General features: G+C 70.7%; 21 protein-coding genes. 9 read left to right on the plus strand and 12 right to left on the minus strand.

Annotated elements, in window-relative coordinates:
- Nucleotides 1-263: 263 nt before the first annotated feature.
- Nucleotides 264-1,796 (plus strand): LCP family protein, encoded by a 1,533-nt coding sequence (locus VF289_RS06880; RefSeq protein WP_330882423.1) that lies wholly within the window; start codon nt 264-266, stop codon nt 1,794-1,796.
- A gap of 72 nt (nt 1,797-1,868) precedes the next feature.
- Here VF289_RS06880 and VF289_RS06885 read toward each other — a convergent pair whose 3' ends face one another.
- The gene (locus VF289_RS06885; RefSeq protein WP_330882425.1) at nt 1,869-3,296 is read right to left on the minus strand and encodes a mycothione reductase; all 1,428 of its coding nucleotides are present in this window, start codon (nt 3,294-3,296) and stop codon (nt 1,869-1,871) included.
- Nucleotides 3,297-3,500: 204 nt separating this feature from the next.
- Here VF289_RS06885 and VF289_RS06890 point away from each other — a divergent pair, with 204 nt between their 5' ends.
- The 3 genes from VF289_RS06890 to VF289_RS06900 all read left to right on the plus strand — a co-directional run bounded on the left by VF289_RS06890 (nt 3,501) and on the right by VF289_RS06900 (nt 7,702).
- Nucleotides 3,501-5,876, plus strand: a complete 2,376-nt coding sequence (locus VF289_RS06890) for an excinuclease ABC subunit UvrA (RefSeq protein ID WP_330882427.1) — start codon at nt 3,501-3,503, stop codon at nt 5,874-5,876.
- 61 nt (nt 5,877-5,937) lie between these two features.
- Nucleotides 5,938-6,780 (plus strand): putative RNA methyltransferase, encoded by an 843-nt coding sequence (locus VF289_RS06895; RefSeq protein ID WP_330882429.1) that lies wholly within the window; start codon nt 5,938-5,940, stop codon nt 6,778-6,780.
- Between the two features lie 103 nt (nt 6,781-6,883).
- Nucleotides 6,884-7,702 carry an HAD family hydrolase gene (locus VF289_RS06900; RefSeq protein ID WP_330882431.1) on the plus strand — a complete coding sequence of 273 codons (819 nt, stop codon included), beginning with the start codon at nt 6,884-6,886 and terminating at the stop codon, nt 7,700-7,702.
- Between the two features lie 63 nt (nt 7,703-7,765).
- Here VF289_RS06900 and VF289_RS06905 read toward each other — a convergent pair whose 3' ends face one another.
- From VF289_RS06905 to sucC, 6 genes are all read right to left on the minus strand, one after another.
- Complete coding sequence (locus VF289_RS06905) at nt 7,766-8,584, minus strand: hypothetical protein (RefSeq protein WP_330882433.1); 819 nt, start codon at nt 8,582-8,584, stop codon at nt 7,766-7,768.
- A gap of 173 nt (nt 8,585-8,757) precedes the next feature.
- Nucleotides 8,758-9,648, minus strand: coding sequence for a C40 family peptidase (locus tag VF289_RS06910; protein WP_330882435.1), 891 nt, complete (start codon nt 9,646-9,648; stop codon nt 8,758-8,760).
- A gap of 189 nt (nt 9,649-9,837) precedes the next feature.
- Complete coding sequence (locus tag VF289_RS06915) at nt 9,838-10,557, minus strand: metal-dependent transcriptional regulator (protein ID WP_330882437.1); 720 nt, start codon at nt 10,555-10,557, stop codon at nt 9,838-9,840.
- A gap of 74 nt (nt 10,558-10,631) precedes the next feature.
- Entirely contained in the window at nt 10,632-11,414 is a 783-nt protein-coding gene (locus VF289_RS06920) for a CPBP family intramembrane glutamic endopeptidase (protein WP_330882439.1), read from the minus strand.
- A gap of 416 nt (nt 11,415-11,830) precedes the next feature.
- The gene (sucD, locus tag VF289_RS06925; RefSeq protein WP_330882441.1) at nt 11,831-12,721 is read right to left on the minus strand and encodes a succinate--CoA ligase subunit alpha; all 891 of its coding nucleotides are present in this window, start codon (nt 12,719-12,721) and stop codon (nt 11,831-11,833) included.
- A gap of 12 nt (nt 12,722-12,733) precedes the next feature.
- The gene (gene sucC, locus VF289_RS06930; RefSeq protein WP_330882443.1) at nt 12,734-13,903 is read right to left on the minus strand and encodes an ADP-forming succinate--CoA ligase subunit beta; all 1,170 of its coding nucleotides are present in this window, start codon (nt 13,901-13,903) and stop codon (nt 12,734-12,736) included.
- Nucleotides 13,904-14,173: 270 nt separating this feature from the next.
- On the opposite strand from sucC, the gene VF289_RS06935 reads away from it, so the two are divergent.
- From VF289_RS06935 to VF289_RS06945, 3 genes are all read left to right on the plus strand, one after another.
- The gene (locus tag VF289_RS06935; RefSeq protein WP_330882445.1) at nt 14,174-14,539 is read left to right on the plus strand and encodes a hypothetical protein; all 366 of its coding nucleotides are present in this window, start codon (nt 14,174-14,176) and stop codon (nt 14,537-14,539) included.
- A 14-nt stretch (nt 14,540-14,553) separates the two neighbouring features.
- On the plus strand, nt 14,554-15,093 hold the full coding sequence (locus VF289_RS06940; RefSeq protein ID WP_330882447.1) for a hypothetical protein: 540 nt from the start codon (nt 14,554-14,556) through the stop codon (nt 15,091-15,093).
- A 115-nt stretch (nt 15,094-15,208) separates the two neighbouring features.
- Entirely contained in the window at nt 15,209-15,628 is a 420-nt protein-coding gene (locus tag VF289_RS06945) for a VOC family protein (protein WP_330882449.1), read from the plus strand.
- Nucleotides 15,629-15,654: 26 nt separating this feature from the next.
- Here VF289_RS06945 and VF289_RS06950 read toward each other — a convergent pair whose 3' ends face one another.
- Complete coding sequence (locus VF289_RS06950; RefSeq protein WP_330882451.1) at nt 15,655-18,546, minus strand: UvrD-helicase domain-containing protein; 2,892 nt, start codon at nt 18,544-18,546, stop codon at nt 15,655-15,657.
- Nucleotides 18,547-18,641: 95 nt separating this feature from the next.
- The gene (locus tag VF289_RS06955; RefSeq protein WP_330882453.1) at nt 18,642-18,977 is read right to left on the minus strand and encodes a hypothetical protein; all 336 of its coding nucleotides are present in this window, start codon (nt 18,975-18,977) and stop codon (nt 18,642-18,644) included.
- A gap of 61 nt (nt 18,978-19,038) precedes the next feature.
- Here VF289_RS06955 and VF289_RS06960 point away from each other — a divergent pair, with 61 nt between their 5' ends.
- Nucleotides 19,039-20,199: a lysylphosphatidylglycerol synthase transmembrane domain-containing protein gene (locus VF289_RS06960; RefSeq protein ID WP_330882455.1), complete on the plus strand. Its 1,161-nt coding sequence runs from the start codon at nt 19,039-19,041 to the stop codon at nt 20,197-20,199.
- Between the two features lie 56 nt (nt 20,200-20,255).
- Here the strand turns inward: VF289_RS06960 and VF289_RS06965 are convergent, their stop codons facing one another.
- The 3 genes from VF289_RS06965 to VF289_RS06975 are packed head-to-tail and all read right to left on the minus strand — an operon-like array spanning nt 20,256 to nt 22,010.
- Entirely contained in the window at nt 20,256-20,732 is a 477-nt protein-coding gene (locus tag VF289_RS06965) for a hypothetical protein (RefSeq protein ID WP_330882457.1), read from the minus strand.
- A complete protein-coding gene (locus VF289_RS06970; protein WP_330882459.1) occupies nt 20,722-21,795 on the minus strand; it encodes an alpha/beta hydrolase in 1,074 nt (357 codons plus the stop codon). The genes VF289_RS06965 and VF289_RS06970 overlap by 11 nt, the downstream gene beginning before the upstream one ends.
- On the minus strand, nt 21,792-22,010 hold the full coding sequence (locus VF289_RS06975) for a BldC family transcriptional regulator (protein WP_330882460.1): 219 nt from the start codon (nt 22,008-22,010) through the stop codon (nt 21,792-21,794). The genes VF289_RS06970 and VF289_RS06975 overlap by 4 nt, the downstream gene beginning before the upstream one ends.
- A gap of 324 nt (nt 22,011-22,334) precedes the next feature.
- Between VF289_RS06975 and VF289_RS06980 the strand changes: the two genes are divergently transcribed.
- Nucleotides 22,335-22,535, plus strand: coding sequence for a DUF3073 domain-containing protein (locus VF289_RS06980; RefSeq protein WP_330882462.1), 201 nt, complete (start codon nt 22,335-22,337; stop codon nt 22,533-22,535).
- The last annotated feature ends 139 nt before the right edge of the window (nt 22,536-22,674 follow it).

Below are 22,674 nucleotides of genomic sequence, written 5' to 3' on the forward strand. Positions count from 1 at the left end.
GGGCGACTGCGGGGGCGGCTGCCGGCACCGCAGCCACAGCGGGTGCCCCTGCCGGAGCCGGGCGCTCCGGCGCCTCACGTTCGAGCGGCCACAGCTCCGGCGGTTCCAGCTCCGGCGCCTCCGGTTCCGGCGGTTCCAGCGGTTCCAGCGGTTCCGGCGGTTCCGGCGGTTCCGGCGGTTCCGGCTCCGACGGCTCCGGCAGTTCCCGCTCAGGCAGCCGTCAGGACCGTTCAGGGTCACTGCCGGCTGTCGCGTTCTGGACCGTGCTCACCTCACTCGTGCCGGGCTCGGGCCTGGTGACGACCCGGATGCGCCGAGTCGGCCTTGCACTGCTGGCGGTGCTCGCCCTCGTCCTCGTGGCCGGCGGCGCGTTCCTGCTGCTCGGTGAGCCCCTGCGCACCGGCGTGATGCTCGCGTCGCGGCGAGGTGTGCTGATCGCTGCGATGGTCACGGTCACGGTCGTGGGGATCGTGTGGGCGCTGCAGATCGTGCTGGCGAACCTCGCGCACTCGACCCGGGAGCGCCTCGCCGGGGCCAAGCGCTATGTGGCACTGGCACTGGCAGCACTCATGGTGGTCGGCGTCGCACTGCCGTTCGGGCGCGGGGTCCAGTCGCTGTGGGCGCTGCAGGGACTGATGGGCTCCGAGTCGGTCTTCGGCGGCGACGCGCGCGGGGACCATCCGTTCACCTCCAGCAAGGATCCGTGGGCGAACACCGGACGTCTGAACATCCTGCTGCTGGGCCAGGACGCCGGTGCGGACCGCACAGGCACCCGTCCCGACACCCTCATGGTGGCCTCGATCGACACCGCGACCGGACAGACCGCACTGTTCTCCATCCCGCGGAACCTCGAAGGGGTCGAGTTTCCCGAGGGCACGGCGGCAGCCGAGGTGTTCCCCGACGGCTTCGACTACTTCGGCCGGAATCAGAACCTGATCAACGCGGTGTGGACCTGGGCGGAGGATCGTCCGGACCTCTTCCCGAATGATCCGGAGCCGGGCCTGACGGCCACGCGGTGGGCCGTCGAGGAGACCCTCGGCCTCGAGATGGACTACTACGCGATGGTGAACCTCCAGGGCTTCGAGGATCTCGTCGACGCCCTCGGTGGGGTCGAGATGGTCGTCGAGCGCCGAATCCCCATCGGCGGCGGCGCCTCCGAGGTCGAGGGCTACATCGAGCCGGGAGAGCAGACCCTCGACGGCTTCCACGCGCTCTGGTACGCCCGCTCCCGCGAGGGGTCCAACGACTTCAACCGCATGTGCCGCCAGCAGCGCATCGTGCGAGCCGTCTCCGAGGAGGCAGATCCGACCACTCTCGCCCTCTCCATCCCCCGACTGGTCAACGCCACCGAGGACAACATCGTCACGGACATCCCGGTCTCCAACCTGGATGCCTTCGTCGATCTCGCCCTGCGGGTCAAGGACGGCGGCTTCACCTCCTACCCGATCACGCAGGATGTCACCTTCTCCGGGAATCCGGATTGGGAGTACCTCGAGGAGTGGACCGCCGCCTCCATCGAGGACTCGATGGAGCAGGACTCGCCGGAGTCCGTGCTCGGGGACACCGAGCCGGGCTCGACCGAGCCTGCGGAGACGGGCACGCCGCCGGAGGACGAGGAGGAGACCGGCTCCGAGGGGGCCGGGTCCGAGGAGACCTCGGGCGAGGAGGAGCCCGGCTCCGGATCGGAGGAGGGGGAGGACTCCGAGAAGACCCCTGGTGACGGTGAGAAGTCGAACGCGAAGCCCGAGATCGAGAAGGACCCGCTGAAGTCCTGCCTCCCCGGCTACGAGGAGTGATCCCGGGATCCGACTGATCCCGGAGCCCGGCTGATCCCGGGATCTGCCAGCGGCTGCTGACCCCTCCGGCTGTCAGTCCACGAGCTGCAGCAGAGCGTTCTCGATCAGCTCGGGCATCGCAGGGTGGATCCAGTACTGCGCGGCGGCGATGTCGCGCGCCGTCTGCCCGGTGCTCATCGCCTGGATCAGCAGCTGGACCAGGGTGGTGGCCTCGGGACCGATCAGATGCGCGCCGAGGATCTCGGTGGTCTGCGCATCGGCGATCAGCTTCACGAACCCCGTGGAGTCCTCCATCGCCCAGCCGTAGGCGATCGAGCCGTACTCCTGGACGGCGACCGCCACCTCGCGACCGCTGCGGCGGGCCTCCTCCTCGTCCATGCCCACCCAGGCGACCTGCGGGTGGGTGAACACCCCGCTGGGAATCGGCATGGTGTCGGAGCGGCGCAGCTGCTCGGGGTGGAGGATGTTGTGCCGCACGATGCGCTGCTCGTGGTTGGCGACGTGCTTGAGCTGATGCGGGCTGGAGATGTCGCCGAAGGCCCACAGCCCCTCGAGCGCCGCTCCCCCACCGAGCACCCGCTGCTGGGCGTCGACCAGCACCCGGCCGTCCTCGGAGATGTCGATCCCGGCGGCGGTGACGTCCAGGAGGTCGGAGTTGGGGCGGCGGCCGACGGCGACCAGCAGCTCCTCCGCCTGCACGAGGCCCTCTTCGCCGTCGCGCTCTCCCCTCAGCTCGACGCCCTCCGCGGTGCGTCGCACCGCGGTGGTGGAGAAGTGCGTCTCCAGGGTGAGGCGCTGGCCGAGGAGCTCGGTGAGCCGTGCGGAGATGTCCGCGTCCGCCGCGCGCAGCACTCGCCCGGAGCGGGCGATCAGCGTGACCTCGACGCCGAGCGAGGAGAAGATGTGGGCCATCTCCACGGCCACCACCCCGGAGCCGAGGATCGCGAGCGAGGCAGGCAGCTTCTCGATCCGCATGATGGTGTCCGAGGTGTGGGCGGCGACCTCGGCGAGGCCGTCGATGGGCGGCAGCACCGGACGGGACCCGGCACCCAGGACGATCGTGTCGGCGGTGAGGGTCCGCTCGCTCCCATCGTGCCCGAGCACCCGCAGCCGGCGCTCGCCCACGAAGCTCGCGGTCCCGCGCAGCAGGGTGAGGTGGGCATTGTCCGGGTGCTCCCGGCGGTACTCCTCGCCCCCGGCGGAGATCGGGTCGATGCGGCCGAAGATCCGGTCCCGGATCGCCGGCCAGTCCACGTGCTGCAGCTCCTCGGTGAGACCGAAGCGGGCGGAGTCCTCGGGGGTGTGCGCGAGGTTCGCGGTGTGCACGAACATCTTGGTGGGGATGCAGCCGAGGTTCAGGCACGTGCCGCCGAACACATGGTCCGGGCCCACCCCCCGGTCGATGTACACGATGCTGCGGTCCGCGAACTCTGGGCCGGGGAAGGAGTTGCCTGATCCGGAGCCGATCAGAGCGATGTCGTAATGCGTCGAGTCGTCCATCGGCCCAGGCTAGCCGCCTCCGGGAGCGGGTGGCAGAATGACGCGGGCGCACGTGACCGCCGTCCCTGACCCGCGCCCCAGTGCCAGGTCCAGTGCCCCGTCCATGAGCCATGTCCCTGAGCGCCTTGCCCGTGCCGCGTCCCCGCGTCACACCCCGAGCCGCGTCCCTGGTCCGGGTCGCCGTCCCCGATGAGGAGTCCGCTGATGTCCTCCCCCGCCCATCCCGCCGATGCCCACGACCTGATCCGGGTGCGCGGCGCCCGGGAGAACAATCTGCGCGACGTCTCGCTGGACATCCCCAAGCGTCGTCTCACCGTCTTCACGGGAGTCTCCGGCTCCGGCAAGAGCTCGCTGGTCTTCGCGACCATCGCCGCCGAGTCCCAGCGCATGATCGACGAGACATATCCGGCGTTCGTGCAGGGCTTCATGCCGTCCCTGGCCCGGCCGGACGTGGACGAGCTGCAGGGCCTGACCACCGCGATCATCGTGGACCAGGAGCGGATGGGGGCGAACGTGCGCTCCACCGTCGGCACCGTCACCGATGCCAGCTCCTACCTGCGCACCCTGTTCTCGCTGCTCGCCACCCCGCATGTCGGCGGGCCGGGCGCCTACTCCTTCAACGTCCCCAGCGTCACCGCCTCCGGGGCGATGACGGTGCAGAAGGGCGCGAAGACCATCGCGGAGAAGGCCACGTACTCCCGCGTGGGCGGCATGTGCCCGCGCTGCGAGGGCATGGGGCGCGTCTCCGACGTCGACCTCGCCGAGCTGTACGACGAGGAGAAGACGCTCGAGGAGGGCCCCTTCACGATCCCGAACTACGCCCCCGGCGGCTGGTACGTGAAGATCTTCTCGCAGTCCGGCTTCTACCCCGCGGACAAGCCCATCAGGTCCTTCACGAAGCGGCAGCTGCACGACTTCCTGTACAAGGAGCCCACGAAGATCTCGATCGAGGGCATGAACATGACCTACGAGGGTCTGATCCCGAAGATCCAGAAGTCCATGCTGAACAAGGACCGCGAGTCGATGCAGCCGCATGTGCGCGCCTTCGTGGACCGGGCGGTCAGGTTCATCACCTGTCCCGAGTGCGAGGGCACCCGCCTGGCCGAGCACGCGCGCACCTCGTTGATCGACGGGGTCTCGATCGCTGAGGCGACCGCCCTGCAGATCACGGAGCTCGCGCAGTGGGTCGAGGCGCTGTGCGCCCAGCACAGCGGCCCGACGGTCGCACCGCTGCTGACGAACCTCTCCGCCCTGCTGGACTCGTTCGTGCGGATCGGACTGGGCTACCTCTCCCTGGACCGTCCCTCCGGGACGCTCTCGGGGGGCGAGTCGCAGCGCACCCGGATGATCCGCCACCTCGGCTCCGCCCTGACCGATGTCACCTACGTCTTCGACGAGCCCACCATCGGTCTGCACCCCCACGACATCACGACCATGAACGAGCTGCTGCTGGCGCTGCGGGACAAGGGCAACACGGTCCTCGTCGTCGAGCACAAGCCCGAGACGATCGCGATCGCGGACCATGTCGTCGATCTCGGACCGCGCGCCGGCACCCACGGCGGTCAGCTGCAGTTCGAGGGCGACGTCGCGGGACTGCGCGCCTCCGACACGCTGACCGGACGGCACCTCGATACGCGCATCGCGCTCAAGGAGCAGGTCCGCGAGCGCACCGGTGCGCTCGAGGTGCGGGGCGCGGACCAGCACAACCTGCAGGACGTCGACGTCGACATCCCGCTCGGGGTGCTCAGCGTGATCACGGGCGTGGCCGGCTCCGGCAAGAGCTCGCTCGTGCACGGCTCGCTGCCCCACGGTGCCGACGTCACGGTCGTGGACCAGTCCGCGATCCGCGGCTCGCGACGCTCGAACCCCGCGACCTACACCGGGCTGCTCGACCCGATCCGCAAGGCCTTCGCGAAGGCGAACGGGGTCAAGCCCTCCCTGTTCTCGCCGAACTCGGAGGGTGCCTGCCCGGTCTGCAAGGGTGCCGGCGTCATCTATACCGAGCTGGGTTTCATGGAGACCGTCACCACCCCCTGCGAGGAGTGCGAGGGGCGCCGCTTCCAGGCCTCCGTGCTCGAGCACACCCTGGGAGGCAAGCACATCGCCGAGGTGCTGCTGATGTCGGTGGAGGAGGCGCGCGCGCACTTCACCTCCGAGGGGGCGAAGGTGCCGGCCGCCGCGAAGCTGCTGGGCCACATGGATGACGTGGGGCTCGGCTATCTCACGATCGGCCAGCCCCTGACCTCGCTCTCCGGCGGGGAGCGCCAGCGGCTCAAGCTCGCCACCCATCTGGGAGACAAGGGCGGGATCTTCGTGCTCGACGAGCCCACCACCGGACTGCACCTGTCCGATGTCGAGAACCTGCTCGCCCTGCTGGACCGGCTGGTGGACACGGGCCGGACGGTGATCGTCATCGAGCATCACCAGGCGGTCATGGCCCACGCCGACTGGATCATCGACCTCGGGCCCGGTGCCGGGGCCGAGGGCGGTCGGGTCGTGTTCGAGGGCACACCCGCGACGCTGGTCGCGGAGGCCGAGACCCTGACCGGACGGCATCTGAGGGAGTACGTGGGCGGCTGAGCACGTCGGGGGTGTGCCGCCTGGGCCGCACCCTGCGGGCGGCGGACGTACCCTGACTGCTGTGTCCCGTCCGCAGCCCGTGCTCCCCCTCGCCCTGTCTCCCTGGCTCGAGGCCCTGGCCTGCCCGTTGTGCCGACAGCCGCTGCGCCTCGAGGAGCGGACGCTGCGCTGCCCGGGCCGGCACAGCTTCGACCTGGCCCGGGCCGGCTACGCCTCGCTGCTCACCGGCGCCCGCGCCACCAGCGGGGACGATGACGACATGGCCCGGGCCCGGGACTCCTTCCTCGCCACCGGCGCCTATGAGGGGCTGCGGGAGGCGCTCTGCGAGCTCGCCCCCGGGGCCGCACGTCGGATCCTCGACATCGGCGGCGGCACGGGCTATTACCTCTCGGGCCTGCTGGACCACCTGCCTGCCGCGCAGGGCATGGTGGTGGACACCTCGGTGCGTGCGCTGCGCTTCGCCGCCCGCGCGCATGAACGGGCGGCCGCAGCCGCCTGGGATGTGTTCTCCCCGTTCCCGCTGCGGGACGGGACGGTCGATCTGGTGCTCGACGTGTTCGCGCCCCGCAATCCGGCCGAGTTCGCGCGGGTGCTCGCCCCGGGCGGCCATCTGCTCGTGATCCGGCCTGCCGCGGACCATCTCGCCGAATTGCGGGCGCTCGTTCCGGGGATGGTGGGACTGGACCCGCACAAGGAGGAGCGGCTGCACACCTCCCTGGACCCGCTGTTCAGCACCGAGGAGCGCCGGGAGACGCGCTTCCCGCTCACGCTCTCGGCCCGATCCGCCAGGGATCTGGTGGCGATGACGCCGAGCGCGCGGCACGTGGACGAGGCGTCCCTCCAGGGGATTCTCGCCGGGACGGTCACCATCTCGGTGGTGGCGAGCCTGCACCGGCGTCGCTGAACCGAGCCTGCACCGGCGTCGCTGGGCCGGCCCGGCAGCACCCACCCCGCGCGGCCGCTTAGGCTGGAGCCTTCCCGTGCCCTCTCGCCCTGAAGGAGCGTCCGTGGCTGATCGCCGCTGCGTGTTCATCGACTTCGACGGAACCTTCGCCCATCAGGGCGTCGCCCCTCTCGCCCATGCCGCGGCGGTCAGTGCCGCTCGGGAGAACGGCCATGCGGTGCTGCTGTGCACCGGGCGGCCGGCCTCCATCGTGGCCGACGAGGTGGCCGCGCTGTTCGATGGCGTCGTGGCCTCGGCAGGTGCCTGGGTGCGGATCGGCGACCAGCAGCTGGAGGACCGCCGCTTCCCCACCGAGCTCGGCCGGCGCGCGGTCGAGGTGCTGCTCGGCCACGACGTCACCTTCGTGCTCGAGACCCCCGAGGCGCTGCTGTGCACCCCTGGCTCCGCCGAGGAGCTGCGCAGCAGGGTGCGACCCGCCCCGCCCGAGGGGGTCGGCCGCGGGTTGCAGGACCTGCTGGACGCGATCGCCCTGCCCGAGGAGCTCGCATCGCATTCCTTCGCGAAGATCTCCGTGTGGGGCTCCCCGGTGCCGGTGGAGGATCTCGCAGCGGAGATCGGTCCCGAGGTGGGGGCCCTGCCGAACTCGATCAGCGCGGGGGTGAGCTCCGGGGAGCTGCATCTGACCAGCATCGACAAGGCCGACGGCGTGCGTCGGGTCGCCGCCCACCTGGGGATGGATCTCGCGGCGACCGTGGGGATCGGCGACGGGATGAACGATCTGGGGATGCTGCGGGCCACCGGCACCTCGATCGCGATCGCAGGAGCTCCGGCAGCGGTGCTGGAGGCGGCCGACGGCGAGGCGGTGCCCGGGCCCCAGGAACATGGGATCGTCGTCGCCTTCGAGCGTCTCGGCCTGCTCTGAGCCGCTCCAGCCCCTGCTCACCCTCCACGCCACCACCGCGTCACCCGCGCCCATGGCGAGCAGTCAGCGGCGGTGCAGCCCCATCAGCACCACCCCGAGGGACATCACCAGCGCTCCGGCACCGAGCAGGATGACACCCTGCGGTGTCAGCGCAGCCTGGAACTGCCCCTGGAACTGCTGCACGATCGGGCCGAGGAACACCGCCTGATCCACGGCATCGGGCACCACCTGCTCGATCCGCGCCGCGAGCCACCACACACCGGCTCCGGCCAGGATGCCGCAGAGGCCTGCGAAGGCGAGCAGCGTGCGGCGGTGCGCTCCGATCAGCAGCGCCGCCACCACCAGCACCGCAGCGGCGGGACCGGCCCAGGCAGCCCATGGTGTCACCGACGAGACTGCGGTGAGCAGGGGCACATCCGGGATGGTGGCCAGGGTGACGGTGGCGTCATCGGGGCGAGGGATGGCGATCGGGAGGTGCTCCTCGACCGGGGTGAGTATCCGATCGATCGCCGGGGCCAGGTCGACGTCGAGGTCGGAGGGCCCCGGCGTGAACAGGGCGTGGTGCAGCTCGACCATGGCGGCCTCCCAGAGGGTCCCGTAGACCTCGGTCCCGGTGAGGTTCTCCGCCTGCTCCTCGGCCAGCGGCGTCAGCTGCTCCTGAACCCATCCCGGGACCCTCTCGTCCCCCAGGATCTCCTCGACCGCGCTGTCGCTCATGGTGCGCTGGAACTCGGGATCATCGGCGAGCGGCACGGTGACCGCCAGGAAGCCGTCGCGCTCGACAACGTGGTCGTGGAGCCAGACGGCGGGCAGCCAGATGGCGCCGAGCACGGCGGCGGCCAGCAGCAGGGCGACGGCGAGGAGATCACGGACGGAATGCACCCGCTCACGGTACCGGGCCTCCGCGGTGCCGGCCTGCCCCACAGGCAGGCCTCCACAGGAACCTCACGGTTCGCGGTGGTCACTCCAGGAGACGTCCCCCGGGAGTCGTCCCCGGGAATGGGAGCGGCCCCGCTCCCTCGAGGAGGGGGCGGGGCCGTGAGCGAGCGGGACGATCAGCCGACGCGGATGAAGGTCCAGCTGCCGGAGTAGATGTTGCGCTCGGAGGTGTCCACGCGGCTGTTGCCGGCGTCGACGAACTGGTTGCCACCGGCGTAGATGCCGATGTGACCGGGCTTGTAGACCAGGTCGCCGGGCTGCGCCTGCGAGCGGGGGATGACGGTGCCGACGGCGGCCTGGTCGCCTGCACCGCGGGGCAGGTTCACACCGTGCTGGGCGTAGACCCACTGGACGAAGCCGGAGCAGTCCCAGCCAGAGGTGGAGGTGCCGCCGTAGACGTACGGAGTGCCGATCCCGGAACGGGCGGTGGCCAGGATCGAGCTGCCCTTGCCGGCGGACGGCGCCGGGGCGGACTCCTGCGAGGAGGACTCCTGCTGGGACTCGTCGGAGGACGAGGAGGTCTCGCCCTCGGAGTCGTCGGCCTGGGTGCTGTCGCCCTCGGTGCTGGAGCGCTCCGAGGAGCGGCTGGAGCCGTCGTCCTCGCGGGTCTCGGTGCCGGTCTCCTCCTGCGCAGCCGCTTCCTCGGCGGCCTGGCGCTCGGCGGCCTCGGCAGCCTCAGCGGCCTCCGCTGCGGCGATCTCCTCCTCCGTGGGGCCGACCTCGATCGAGATGGCGCCTGCGACGGGGGCGAGAGCGGGCTCGGCCTTCGCGTCCGCACCCTTCTCGGTCGCGGGGAGGCCGACGGCCGGAGCGACGGCGGGTGCCAGCATCGCCGGAGCGGCATCCGCCTGGGGGGCGTCGGCCTGGGGCTCGGCGGTGGCGGCGGAGGCGCCGCCGAACAGCATCGCGGCGGCCATCGCGGCGCCGGCACCGGCGCGACCTGCGCGGGACACCGGGGTCACGGCGCGCACCGGGCGACGGTGGGTGGAGTGAGCAGTCTTGGTCACGTATGGCTCCCAGCCCCGGGGCACTGCCCTCGCGCGAGTGGACGTCTCGCATCCCGATCCGGTGCGCGACGGGGCTCTCCGGGGGGAATGCCGGGACTCTTCGCGTCCTGGCACGCCCTCGACAGTAGGGGGTGCGAGGGCCGAACGTCAGGGTGACTGGAAGGTTCTGGGGAGAGCTTGACGGAGCCTTTACCCGGCGTCGAGCGCGGTGACGTGGAGCTGATCGGCGACGACCTCGGTCACTGCGACCTCGCCCCCCTCCGGGCTGCTGAGGACGATGCTCCCGCCGACTCGCTCCACACCCACCTCGGTTCCCGGAAAAATGCCGTGACGTGCGAGTTCGCCGAGCAGCTCGACGTCGCTCTGCACGCGTTCGCCGATCCTCTCCAGGCGCACACGCAGGTGCTGCCCGTCGGCGACGGCCTCGCTCAGCTCCTGGCCGGGGTTGGACAGGGCTTTACCCATCTCGGTGGCCTGAGTCTCCTCGATGCCGAGCGCTGCGAGCCCGGGGATCGGGTTGCCGTAGGGGTCGACGTACGGGGGTGCCATCTGCAGCGCGAGGCGCTTCTCGACCTCGAGGCTCATGACGTGCTCCCAGCGGCATGCCTCCTCGTGGACATGGGCGTAGTCCAGCCCGATGACGTCCAGCAGGTGCCGTTCGGCGAGCCGGTGCTTGCGCATCACGTCGGTGGCGACCGCGTTGCCCTGTTCGGTGAGCCGGATCCGTCGCTGGTCGTCGAGGTGCAGCAATCCGTCCCGCTCCATCCGAGCGACCGTCTGGGAGACCGTGGGGCCTGAGTGGCCCAGTCGCTCGGCGATCCGGGCCCGCATCGGGGCGACGCCGGCTTCGTGGAGCTCGAACACCGTCTTCAAGTACATCTCGGTGGTGTCGATGAGATCTCCGGACACAGGGTCCCCTCCTTGGTCGGGCGCACAGCAGGCTGAGAACAGTTTAGTCGCCCGCCTGACAGACCGGTCCCGATTCAGCCCAGGGCACCCAGCAGGTGGAGACCGACGAGAAGCCCGTTGAGGAGCACATGAGCCAGCACACAGGCCCAGAGCCGCCGCCAACGACTCCAGATCACCCCGAGGGCGATCCCTGTGGTCCCCTGCAGTGCGATCGCCTGCAGGGCGTTCGCCCACAGAGGCCCCTCTCCGTGGGAGCCGGAGTGCATGAGGCCGAAGAGGAGGGAGGCGCAGAGGATGCCGGTCCAGGGACCGGCGAGAGCCTCCAGGCGGGTCTGCAGCAACCTGCGGAACAGGACCTCCTCGCCGAGTCCGGCGGTGACCGCCGTCGCCGTCGCCGCGATGATCAGCATCGCCGCAGGGGGCCAGGTGCTAGGCGGTGCCGGCGCGAAGGGGCCGAGGTTCGAGAGCACCCCGAGCACGAGCACCGGCGCCAGAATGATCCAGGGCGCCGCCCGAGGCCGGCTCACCTCCACGCTGTGCCCGCCTCGACGACCCAGCACGCCGAACACGAGCACCGGCACCACGACGAACATGGCGAACTTCAGCAGCACGTAGTCCTCGGGCAGGGGCAGCAACGGCACCAGGAGCGTGAAGCCGATGGCCAGAGCGGCCAGCCCTCCGGTCTCTCCGAGAGCGCGTGCTCGGCGGCGCACCGTGACCGAGCTGCCACCTCGCCCAGTCGGCAGCAGCAGCGTCAGCACGATCGTGAGAGCGGCCGGGACCAGCAGCAGCGGCAGGGCCCTCGGCGCGTACCCGGGATCGGCCGAGACGACGACGCCCTCGGGGGTGCGGAGCATCGTCACCGTGAACGCGAGTGCGAAGAGTCCGAGCAGGCATCCGAGAACGACAGGGTGATCGGTGCGTGCGCCGGATGACGGGCGCGAGATCGGATCCGAGGAAGCGGGACTCATGAGCCAACGGCGCTGCGGCAGAGTGCCGAGCCCGAGTCCGAGCCGGAGACCGATACAGAGGCAGAGGGGGAACCGCGCATGAGGATATCCTGCACGGCGCTCGAGGCCAGCGCCTCCGCCATCAGGAGGAGATGCCGCCGCAGCAGTGCACGGACGCCACAGACGCCACAGACGCCACAGACGCCACAGACGCACGATGCCCCGGATCCTGAGCGGATCCGGGGCATCGCCGAGGGGTCCTGTCGCCAGGTCCCGCCATCGGACTCGTCGGCCTCAACCGGCCGAGCCGCACATGCCGGCTCTCAGGCCTGGCCCTTCATGATCTCGCGCATGAGATCGGCGGTCTCGGTGGGGGTCTTGCCCACCTTGACGCCGGCGGCCTCGAGGGCCTCCTTCTTGGCCTGCGCGGTGCCCGCGGAGCCGGAGACGATGGCGCCGGCGTGGCCCATGGTCTTGCCCTCGGGGGCGGTGAAGCCCGCGACGTAGCCGACGACCGGCTTGGTGACGTTGGCCTTGATGTACTCGGCCGCACGCTCCTCGGCGTCGCCGCCGATCTCGCCGATCATCACGATGCCAGCGGTCTCCGGATCGTTCTCGAACGCCTCGAGGGCGTCGATGTGGGTGGTGCCGATGACCGGGTCGCCGCCGATGCCGATGGCCGTGGTGAAGCCGATGTCGGAGAGCTCGTACATCATCTGGTAGGTCAGGGTGCCGGACTTGGAGACCAGGCCCAGCTTGCCCGCACCGGTGATGTTCGAGGGGGTGATGCCCGCGTTGGACTTGCCGGGGCTGATCAGGCCCGGGCAGTTCGGCCCGATGATCCGGGTGGTGCCCTTGGCCTGCGAGTAGTTGAAGAACTCGGCGGAGTCCTTGACCGGGATGCCCTCGGTGATGACGACCAGGAGCTCGATCGCCGCATCGATGGCTTCGAGTGCGGCGTCCTTGGCGAACTTCGGCGGCACGAAGACCACCGAGACGTTCGCACCGGTGGCCTCCATGGCCTCGGCGACGGTCCCGAAGACCGGGACCTCCGCGCCGCCCTCGAAGGACACGGACTGGCCGGCCTTGCGCGGGTTCACGCCGCCGACGATGTTCGTGCCCGAGTCGAGCATGCGCTGGGAGTGCTTCATGCCCTCCGAGCCCGTCATGCCCTGGACGATGACCTTGCTGTTCTCATCGAGAAAGATAGACATGTCGGGTGCTGCTCACTTTCCTGCGGCGGCGAGCTCGGCGACCTTCGCGGCGCCGCCGTCCATGGTGTCGGCCTGGGTGACGAGGGGGTGGGCGAAGTCGGCGAGGATCTTGCGACCCTCCTCGACGTTGTTGCCATCGAGACGGACCACGAGCGGCTTGGTCGCGGCGTCGCCGAGCTTCTTCAGCGCGCCGACGATGCCGTTGGCGACCGCGTCGCAGGCGGTGATGCCGCCGAACACGTTGACGAACACGGCAGAGACCTGCTCGTCGCCGAGAATGACGTCGAGGCCGTTGGCCATCACCTCGGCGGAGGCGCCGCCGCCGATGTCGAGGAAGTTCGCGGGCTTGACCGTGTGCTTCTCACCGGCGTAGGCGACCACGTCGAGGGTGGACATGACCAGGCCCGCGCCGTTGCCGATGATGCCGACCTCGCCGTCGAGCTTGACGTAGTTGAGGTCCAGGGCCTTGGCCTTAGTCTCCAGCGGGTCCTCGGAGGAGACGTCGACGAGCTCGGCGTGATCCTCGTGGCGGAACTCAGCGTTGTCGTCGAGGGTGATCTTGCCGTCCAGGGCCACGATGTCCCCGGCACCGGTCTTCACCAGCGGGTTCACCTCGACCAGGGTGGCGTCCTCGTTCTTGTAGACGTCCCAGAGCTTCTGCAGCACCGGGGCGACCTTGTGCGCGGTCTCTTCGTCGAAGTTCGCGGCCTGCACGATCTCCGCAGCCTTGGCCTCGTCGATGCCGATGGTGGGGTCCACGGCCACACGGGCGAGCGCCTCGGGGCGCTCGACGGCGAGCTGCTCGATCTCCACGCCGCCCTCGACCGAGCACATGGCCAGGTAGTTGCGGTTCGCTCGGTCCAGCAGCAGCGAGAAGTAGTACTCCTCGGCGATGTCGGCCCCGGCCGCGATCATGACGCGGTGCACGGTGTGGCCCTTGATGTCCATACCGAGGATCTCGGAGGCCTTCTGCTCCGCCTCCTCAGGGGACTTGGCGATCTTGACGCCGCCGGCCTTGCCACGACCACCGGTCTTCACCTGCGCCTTGACGACGACGACCGGCGTGCCGAGCTTCTCTGCTCCGGCCTTGGCGGCTGCCGGATCCTCCGCGACGACTCCTCCGAGCACGGGCACGCCGTGCTTCTCGAAGAGATCGCGGGCCTGGTACTCATACAGGTCCACGGGGTGCGTTTCCTCTCGATGTCGGCAGTGGGCGGCAGGCCGCACTGGCCTCGATGCCACCCCTGGGAACAGGCTCAGGGTATCGCTTCTGCCTCGCCCCTCGGGCCACCGCGCCCGGTGTGCGGGGAGTCTCACTCCGTCGGCCGTGCACCGGCCCGACGGGTGTCGGCTGACTCGGCGCTCGGGCCCGCCCACCCGCGCCGACCCGCGGCGACCGGGCGCCACCAGACGGAACGGGGCGCGCCCAGGCGGGGCGACTACCATGACGGGATGAGTCGACGACCCCGCAGCCTGGTCCAGCGCGTGCGCGATCACATCGGGTTCAGTGTGGTCGCGATCGGCGTGCTGTTCATCGTGCTGCGCCTGCTCGGGGTGCGCTCGACCTTTGCCGGCTTCGCGATGTCCGTGGCCATCACGCTGGCCCTGAACGTGGGGCTGTCCTACTACCAGGAGCACCGGGCACGGAACCCGCGACCGCAGCGACAGGTGCGAGGCGGCGGTGACATCCGCTTTCGCGAGGACGACCGACGCCACGATCCCCGGGACGTCGATCACAGGGACATCCGCACCCGGGACGTCGATGACCGGGAGCGCACCACACCGCGGCGCCGCGCCCCGCGCGACGAGATCCGCTGAGCCGAGGAGACGTCATGGCCGACTGGAAGACCTACGCGAAGGCCGCACGGAACACCGCGCGCAGGCAGGCCCCCGGAGCGAAGGACGCCGCCCGTCGAGCCTCCGACCGGGCAGGCGACTACGCGCGCGCCGCCGGGAAGGCGGTCGACGGGGGGCGGCGCAGCGACGAGGCACCGCGACGCACGACCAGCGACGACTCCGGCTCCCCGACCTCGTCGCCGTCGAGTTCGACGACCTCGGCCCCGCGACCCGCCGTGGACGGCGCGCACCTGCGCAAGGAGGCCGCTGCCTATTACACGGTGGCCAGTCGGCGCATGACCGCGGCGAACATCGGCCCGCGGATCATGCGGTCCCTGCGCGATGCGCTGCTCATCGGGCTCTCCCTCTTCGTGATCTGGGCAGTGCTCGCCGCCGCAGGAATCCCGATCCCCTTCACGACGGTGCTGATCATCGTGGGGTTGATCGTGGTGGTCAGCTTCGGCACCGGGCTGTACGCGCAGTGGCACCGCTCCCGCGACGCTCTCGAGAACACCGAGGATCCGCGCGAACGCTGAGCGGTGAGAGCGGGTGCAGGCCCACCTGGGACGTTTTGCCTCCCCCGGCCCGCAGCCCGGTGGTGCACCGGAGCGGTCACCGCCTCGAGGGGTCCCGGCCGGGTACCGTCACCCCATGACCTCGACCCCGTCCTCCGGCGCCGGCCTGCACCACCTCGAGCTGTGGACCGCGGACCTCACCGTCTCCGAGCCCGCCTGGGACTGGTTGCTGACCTCGCTGGGGTGGGCGCCCGAACGGGTCGAGGGCTGGGAGCTGGGACGCATCTGGCGCCATCCCGACGACGCCTATCTGGTGCTCGAGCAGTCCGCGGACGTGCTCGGCGAGCGCGCCGAGCGTCGCTCCCCCGGAATGAACCACCTGGCCCTGCGGGTCGCCGACCGGAGCACGCTGGACGCGATACGGGCCGCGGCGCCCCGCCACGGCTGGCAGGAGCTGTTCGGTGACCGATACCCGCACGCCGGCGGCGAGAACCACACGGCCTGGTACGGCGAGGACCCCCACGGCCTCGAGGTGGAGCTCGTCGCGCCGCTCTGATCCGAACGGGGAGCAGAGCCCGACGGTCAGAGTTTGGTGATCGCGGCGTACCGCAGCACCAGGCGCTTCGTGCCGTGCGGGGCCTTGAACTGCACCTCGATCTGGGTCTTCTCGCCCTGACCGGCGACCTCGGTGACGGTCCCCATCCCGAAGGAGTCGTGGGTGATCCGATCCCCGACGGCGAGCTGCGGCAGCTTGTCCACCGGGGTGGCCTTGCGACCCGACCCCATGCTGGGGCGCTTGATGTCGCTGCGCCCGCCGCCGATCCCGCCGCTGAAGGAGGGCCCACGACCGGTGCCGGGTCCGCCGCCCCCGTAGCCACCTGAGCCTCCCCCCGAGAAGCCGGAGCCGCGGTGGCCGCCGCCGAACCCGGCACCGCTGAGCGTGGACCCGGCGCGCGCGACGTCCAGCACCGCCTCGGGGACCTCGTCGAGGAATCGACTGGCGGGCATGTACTGGGTCTGCCCCCACAGAGCGCGCATCTGGGCCCGGGTCAGATAGAGCTTCTCGCGGGCACGGGTGATGCCCACGTAGGCCAGGCGCCGTTCCTCCTCGAGCTCGTCGGGATCGCTCAGCGTGCGGTTGTGCGGGAAGGTGCCGTCCTCCATCCCGGTGAGGAACACGACGGGGAACTCGAGCCCCTTGGCGGTGTGGAGGGTCATCAGGGTGACGAACTGATCCTCCTCGCCGGGGATCTGGTCTGCATCGGCCACCAGGGAGACCTTCTCCAGAAAACGGTCCACGAGGCTCGCCTCGGGGTCATCGGGAGCAGCCAGCGCCGCCTCCGGTGCGATATCGGCACCGGGAACCTGCGCGACGGTCGTGGTCGCACCGGGGCCGACCCCAGCGCTGTCGTTCTCCGTCGACCCATCGGTCCCCGCAGCGCTGTCCGTCCCCGCAGCGCTGTCAGCCTCCTCAGCGCCGCCGGTCCCGCTCACCCCGCCGGTCTCCCTCTCGTCCTCGTACTCACTGGCGACGGCGTCGGCCTCCTCCATCTGCGCCTCGAACTCGGCGGCGACGCTGATCAGCTCGGCGAGGTTCTCCAGGCGGGACTCGTCCTGCGGATCGTCACTGCCCTGCAGCTCGGCGTCATAGCCGGAGCGCCGCAGGATCGCCTCGAGCAGGTCCGCAGGACCGGTGCCGTCGGCCGCGAGCTGCTGGAGGTCCTCGAGCATCGCCACGAAGGTGCGCACGGCGTTCAGCGAGCGGGTGGCGATGCCGGGGGCCTCCTCGGCGCGGCGCAGGGCCTCGCCGAAGCCGATCCGCTCCCGTTCGGCGAGCATCGCGATCGCCGCCTCGGCCCGATCTCCGATGCCGCGCTTGGGGACGTTGAGGATGCGGCGCAGGTTGATCTCGTCGGCCGGGTTGGTGAGCACCTGCAGGTAGGCGATCGCGTCCTTGATCTCGCGGCGCTCGTAGAAGCGGGTGCCGCCGACCACCTTGTACGGCAGGCCGACACGGATCAGCTGGTCCTCGAGCGCGCGGGACTGAGCGTTGGCGCGGTAGAAGATCGCAATGTCGCCGGCACGACGGCCGTCGTCGACCAGGGCATCGATCTGCCGGCCGATGTACCGCGCCTCCTCCCGCTCGTCGTCCGCGACGTAGAGCGTGATCTTCTCGCCCTGCCCCTGGTCGGTCCACAGGTTCTTCTTGCGACGCCCCTCGTTCTCCTCGATCACCGAGTTCGCGGCGGACAGGATGTTCTGGGTGGAGCGGTAGTTCTGCTCCAGCACGATGGTGCGCGCGGTGGGAAAGTCCTGTTCGAACTCGACGATGTTCCGGATCGTCGCGCCGCGGAAGGCGTAGATCGACTGGTCGGAGTCGCCCACCACGGTGAGGTCGGCGTGGGGGTCCTCCCCCACCAGTTCCCGCACCAGCTGGTACTGGGCGGTGTTGGTGTCCTGGTACTCGTCCACCAGCAGGTGGCGGAAGCGGCGGCGGTAGCCCTCCCGGATCGCAGGGTTCTCCCGCAGCAGCGTGACGGTCAGGCCGATGAGGTCGTCGAAGTCCACCGCATTGGCCTGGCGCAGCCTCTCGGTGTAGTTCGTATAGATCTTCGCGAGGGTCCGCTCGAAGGGGTTCTTCGCACTCTCGGCCTGGTCGGCGAAGTCGATCGGGTCCGTCAGGTCGTTCTTCAGCGTGGAGATGCGAGAGGCCAGCGCCCGCGGGGCGTGCTTCTTGGTGTCGAGCTCGAGGTCCTTGGCGATGGTGGTGATCAGCCGCAGCGAGTCGGCGCTGTCGTAGATCGTGAAGGAGCTCTTCAGCCCGGCCGCCACGGCATCCCGGCGCAGGATCCGCACGCAGGCGCTGTGGAAGGTGGACACCCACATGCTGCGGGCGACCGGTCCCACCAGCTCGCCCACCCGCTCGCGCATCTCGGCGGCGGCCTTGTTGGTGAAGGTGATGGCGAGGATCTCTCCGGGCAGCGCCTCCCCGGAGCGCAGCAGGTGGGCGATGCGCCGGGTGAGCACTCGGGTCTTGCCGGAGCCGGCGCCGGCGACGATCAGCAGCGGGCTGCCTCGGTGCTCGACCGCTTCACGCTGCGCAGGGTTCAGCCCCTCGGTGAGCTCACCGAGGTGCGGACGCTCCCGCTGCGCGTCTCCCCCTGCCCACGACGGAGCACCGGCGGCCGCGCGCTCCGCCGGGTGCGGTGCATCGGACAGCTCGGCCAGGGGCTGCGGCACCCGGTCGCTCTCCGGCGGCGGGGCATCATCCTCGGGCGCCTCGTCGTGGGGCGGCTCGTCATACGGCGGTTCATCGTAGGGGGGCTCCTCGAGCGGCGGCCGGTCCTGCGTCGCCCCTCCCGGCCCGGGCGCTCCCCCGGACCCCGCCCGGTCATGGGCGGACGGGGTCACCGAGACCCCGTCGAGGCGGCGGAAGGCATCGGGCAGCGAAAGATCGTCGAAGAGAGAGCTCATGGGGTTCCAGGATAGGGCCGGGCCCGACAGCACGGATGCTGTCGGGCCCGGTGTGGACGGAGCAGAGGTGAGGAGGGCCCGTTCGGGCAGGTGTCTCAGACGAACACGGCGATGACGATGTTCGCGATGATCGCGGTGGGGATGCCGAACCACACCGGCGACGGGGTCTCGGTGCCCTTCTTGTGCGCGACGAAGGCCAGCGCCACGGCGACCAGTGCGACCACGAGCTTGATCCCGAGCTTCATATGGTTCGGGTCCCCGCCGATCGAGACCAGCGCGGCCAGGACGATGCCGAAGACGAGCGCGCCCGCGGTGGCGTGCGCCATGCCCTTGTTCGGCTGGCGGGTACGGGCAGCTGCCACCCAGGTGCCGAGCGCCACGGCCCAGCAGATCATGTGCAGCACGACGAAGAGGGAGATCAGAAAGGACATGACACCATGTTAGATCCTTCCGCCTGAGAGGTCTCTGCTCGCCCCGTGCGAGAATCACCGCATGTCAGCGGCCCCCTCCGACTCTCCCGATCCGTCCGACGGCTCCGCCTCCGACCGTCGTGACGCGGCGGGCGGCACCCACGAGCCGGAGCACCTCGGATGGCTGCCGCAGGACCTCGCCCAGCTCGACGCCGAGCACCCCCCTCGGCTCCCCCGGGGCCGTCTCCTGGCCGGCCTGCTCTCCGCCGCTCTGGTGATCGCCCTGCTCGCCTGGGCCCTGCCGTGGGCCACCGGAGCGAGCTGGACGCAGATCCTCGGCACGCTCGGCGACCTCCCCGCCTGGGCGGTTCCCGCCATGGTGGCGCTGGGGGTGGGAGCCCTGCTGCTGGAGGCGGTGACGGTGCGCACGGCGCTGCCCGGTGCCCGCTGGTCCGGAGCCCTGTGGGGGCACTCCGCGGCCGGGGCCACCGCCCTCGCGCTGCCCGGCGGGACCGCTCTCGGACTGGGTCTGATGGCGTGGATCCTCCGCCGTACAGGGCTGGCGCTGCCGGTGATCCTCACCGGCATCGTCGCCGCCTCCCTGGTGGAGATGGTGCTCACCTCGGTGCTGGTCCCGGTCCTCGGTCTCGGGGCCTACGCGCTGAGCTCGGCGATGGCCCCCGCCGGGATCTCCCTGCCCGGGGCCCTCTGGGCGGCGCTGCTGGCCGTGCTCGGCGCGGCGCTGTCCCTGGTCCTGACGGCCGTGCTGCTGCGCAGAAGAGTGCTGACCTCCGTCCTCGCACAGCTCGGCGCGGTGGTTCCCGAGCACCTCCGCGAGGGGATCCTCCTCCAGCGGGACGCCCTGGTGCGGATGCTCCGCCGACGCCCGCTGCCCCTGCTGGTCCCGACGCTCGGCGCCCGGGTGCTGCAGTGGCTCGCCCTGGTCATCGCGATCGAGGCGGTCGGCGCCGAGGTCCCGCTGCTGCTGACCATCGCGATCTTCGCCCTCGGCCGCGTGCTGTCCCTGGTGCCGCTCACGCCCGGCGGCGCAGGCATCACCGAGGCGGTCGGCGCGGCGGCGCTGGTGGGTCTGGGCGTGGCATCGGCCGACGCCGCCGGTGCGATGCTCCTGCTGCTCGTGACGATGCTCGTGGTGCCGCTGGTGGCCGGTGCGCTCGGGATCATCGCGGCGTTCACCCGCTCTGTGGACGGGCACCCCGCGCAGATCCGCCGCCGGCGGTGATCATGCTGGCGGGCATGCTCGCCCGGTCACGACGGGCCTCGTCGTGACGGGCCCGGTCACTCGCCCTCGTCATAGTCGGGGGTCTCGATGCCGAGGGAGTGCGAGGGGTGTGCGAGGAAGCCCTCGTCGGTGCCGGGGAGCAGCGGATACCCGCCGATGCTCGCACCATGCTCGGTGCCCACGAACGCGGCGACATCCGCGACATGGAGATGCGCCTCATCCCCCTTGCCGAGGAACCCGGCGCCGGCGTAACCGCCCAGGCGCCGACCGCTGCTCCGCTCTGCGGCCAGAGCCGCCTCGTCCAGCCGACGTGCGCTCGCCCGCAGGCCGCTCGCGATGCGCCCGAGCTCGGGGTACTGCTCGAGCGTCCAGCGCTCATGCACCTGCTCACCCAGATCCCGGGTCCCAGGGTCCTCCGCCCGGGAGAGCTCCACGAGGGAGTTGGCCAGGCGGAGCCGCAGGATCGTGAGTCGGTCGGCGGCATGGCGCAGCGAGTCCGCCTGCCCGCGCATCGAACGCGGCTCAGAGGTCATCGAGGTTCTCCTTCGCACTGCGGGCCGATGCCGACGTGTCAGGATGCTCGGCGTCTCGGGGCGACCTCATCGTAGGCGCTGCCTGGACGGAGGTCATCAGCCAGTCGTCCAGGAGCGCGACCGCCCGGGAGCGGGCATCGGCGTCGGAGAGGAAGACATCGTGGCGGGCTCCTGCGATCGCCTCCCTCCGCACGTGCGGCCCCAGGCGGGCGGCCGCCGCGGCGAGCGAGTGCACGTCCAGCACCGAGTCCGCGCGGCGCATCTCCTCGGTGAACCTCCGCCCGAACCGGGACCGCTCCGCATGGAGCACGAGGACCGGGATCGGGAGGGGACCGGCGGTGGCCAGACGGCGCTGGCCATCGATGATGGCGCTGAGCGTGACGGCCGGGAAGGGATGGCCCCCAGGAGGCTTCAGGGCGAGGTCGTACTCGTAGCGGCCCCCGAAGTCACGGTGGGTGGAGCGGGCGTAGTGGGTGGTGCCCGAGGGGAAGATCGGGCGCCGATGCAGGCGTTCGGACAGCAGCCGCACGGGCGCCTGCGCGAGTGTGCGGGTCACCGGACCCAGATGCATCTCGAGCCATGGCGAGTTCAGAGCCAGTGCCCGCACCGTCCCGGGATGGCGCTGTGCCCACAGGGCCGCGGTGAGTCCCCCGGTCGAATGGGCCAGCAGCACCGGCGGTCGCTCCCGCCCGATGATCCTCAGGGACGCGTCGATCTCGGCGTCATAGCGGTTGAGATGGTCGATCTCGGTGGCGGTCTGGCCGGGCAGCAGGCTGCGCCCGTGCTTGCGCAGGTCCAGCCCCCAGACGTCGTGCCCACGACTGCCCAGATGCTCCATGAGCTCCCGGTCGAGGACGTAGTCGGACCAGCCATGCATCAGCAGGATCGGCGGCGGCGCGCTCGTGGCAGGACCGGCAGCTCGGGCGGGATCGACAGCTCGGACGGCACCCGCCTCCCCCGAGTCGCGGTGAATCAGCGTGGCGACCAGCGGGCCCTCGTCGTCGGAGCCCAGCTCGATCCGGTGCGTCCGATACCCCTCCCCCAGGAGCGGGTCCGTGCTCACACGTCCTTGGAGCTGTCCCGCAGCAGCTCGACGACCTCGTCCCGTCGGTAGCGGCGGTGACCGCCGAGCGTGCGCATGTAGGTGAGCTTGCCGGCCTGCGCCCAGCGCGTGACCGTCTTCGGGTCGACATGGAACATCTTGGCGACCTCGGCGGGAGTCAGCAGCTCAATGGTTTCCTCGTCACCCGGTGACGGGTACTCCGTGGATCCGTTCATGGGGCGTGTGACCTTTCACTGCGGGCAACGGCGCACCTGCCCAACCCCGACCGGTCTCGGGCAGGCACCGGGATACAGACTAGTCGGTAAGAAGGGGTTGCACGTGACCATCCCGCCCCAAGAGAAGGGTATTCGCTGAACCGCTCGGACGAGCCCCTGCCGCCTCGGGCCGGGTGCTCAGCAGTCCAAAGGGATGTCCGGCACGTCTCGCGCCTCGGAGTTCGCCGGACGGCGGGCCGCTCATGTACCCTGAGTCCACGAAACTAATGCCATCTTCCGGGTCGACAAGAACACCGGGCAGCCGACGCACAGGGGGTCAGATCCATGGGTCGCGGCCGACAGAAAGCCAAGCACACCAAGGTGGCTCGGGACCTCAAGTACTACAGCCCGCCGACCGACCTCACGGCTCTGCAGCGCGAGCTGCAGTCCCAGCGTGACGAGGTCTCCCGCGCCGGCGGAGACGACCGGGCCGAGGACAGCGACGACTGGGCCGACGAGGACGCTCCGTCCGCACATCGCCGCTGAGGACGCACCGGCATCACGCCGGGACCACCGTGACACCGCACGAGGGCCGACCTGATGGTCGGCCCTCGTGCTGTCTGCGGAGGAGCTGAGCACAGCGGCTCCGGCGGGTCCAGCCGGGACGGGCAGGACCCGCCGGAGT

Source organism: Brachybacterium sp. (assembly GCF_036379615.1).
Lineage (GTDB): Bacteria > Actinomycetota > Actinomycetes > Actinomycetales > Dermabacteraceae > Brachybacterium.

Coding starts and splice junctions, on each gene's coding strand:
- VF289_RS06885 (WP_330882425.1), bottom strand. CDS start 3,296: ATGGACGACTCGACGCATTACGACATCGCTCTGATCGGCTCCGGATCA.
- VF289_RS06890 (WP_330882427.1), top strand. CDS start 3,501: ATGTCCTCCCCCGCCCATCCCGCCGATGCCCACGACCTGATCCGGGTG.
- VF289_RS06920 (WP_330882439.1), bottom strand. CDS start 11,414: ATGCTCCGCACCCCCGAGGGCGTCGTCGTCTCGGCCGATCCCGGGTAC.
- sucD (WP_330882441.1), bottom strand. CDS start 12,721: ATGTCTATCTTTCTCGATGAGAACAGCAAGGTCATCGTCCAGGGCATG.
- VF289_RS06935 (WP_330882445.1), top strand. CDS start 14,174: ATGAGTCGACGACCCCGCAGCCTGGTCCAGCGCGTGCGCGATCACATC.
- VF289_RS06940 (WP_330882447.1), top strand. CDS start 14,554: ATGGCCGACTGGAAGACCTACGCGAAGGCCGCACGGAACACCGCGCGC.
- VF289_RS06945 (WP_330882449.1), top strand. CDS start 15,209: ATGACCTCGACCCCGTCCTCCGGCGCCGGCCTGCACCACCTCGAGCTG.
- VF289_RS06950 (WP_330882451.1), bottom strand. CDS start 18,546: ATGAGCTCTCTCTTCGACGATCTTTCGCTGCCCGATGCCTTCCGCCGC.
- VF289_RS06955 (WP_330882453.1), bottom strand. CDS start 18,977: ATGTCCTTTCTGATCTCCCTCTTCGTCGTGCTGCACATGATCTGCTGG.
- VF289_RS06960 (WP_330882455.1), top strand. CDS start 19,039: ATGTCAGCGGCCCCCTCCGACTCTCCCGATCCGTCCGACGGCTCCGCC.
- VF289_RS06965 (WP_330882457.1), bottom strand. CDS start 20,732: ATGACCTCTGAGCCGCGTTCGATGCGCGGGCAGGCGGACTCGCTGCGC.
- VF289_RS06975 (WP_330882460.1), bottom strand. CDS start 22,010: ATGAACGGATCCACGGAGTACCCGTCACCGGGTGACGAGGAAACCATT.
- VF289_RS06980 (WP_330882462.1), top strand. CDS start 22,335: ATGGGTCGCGGCCGACAGAAAGCCAAGCACACCAAGGTGGCTCGGGAC.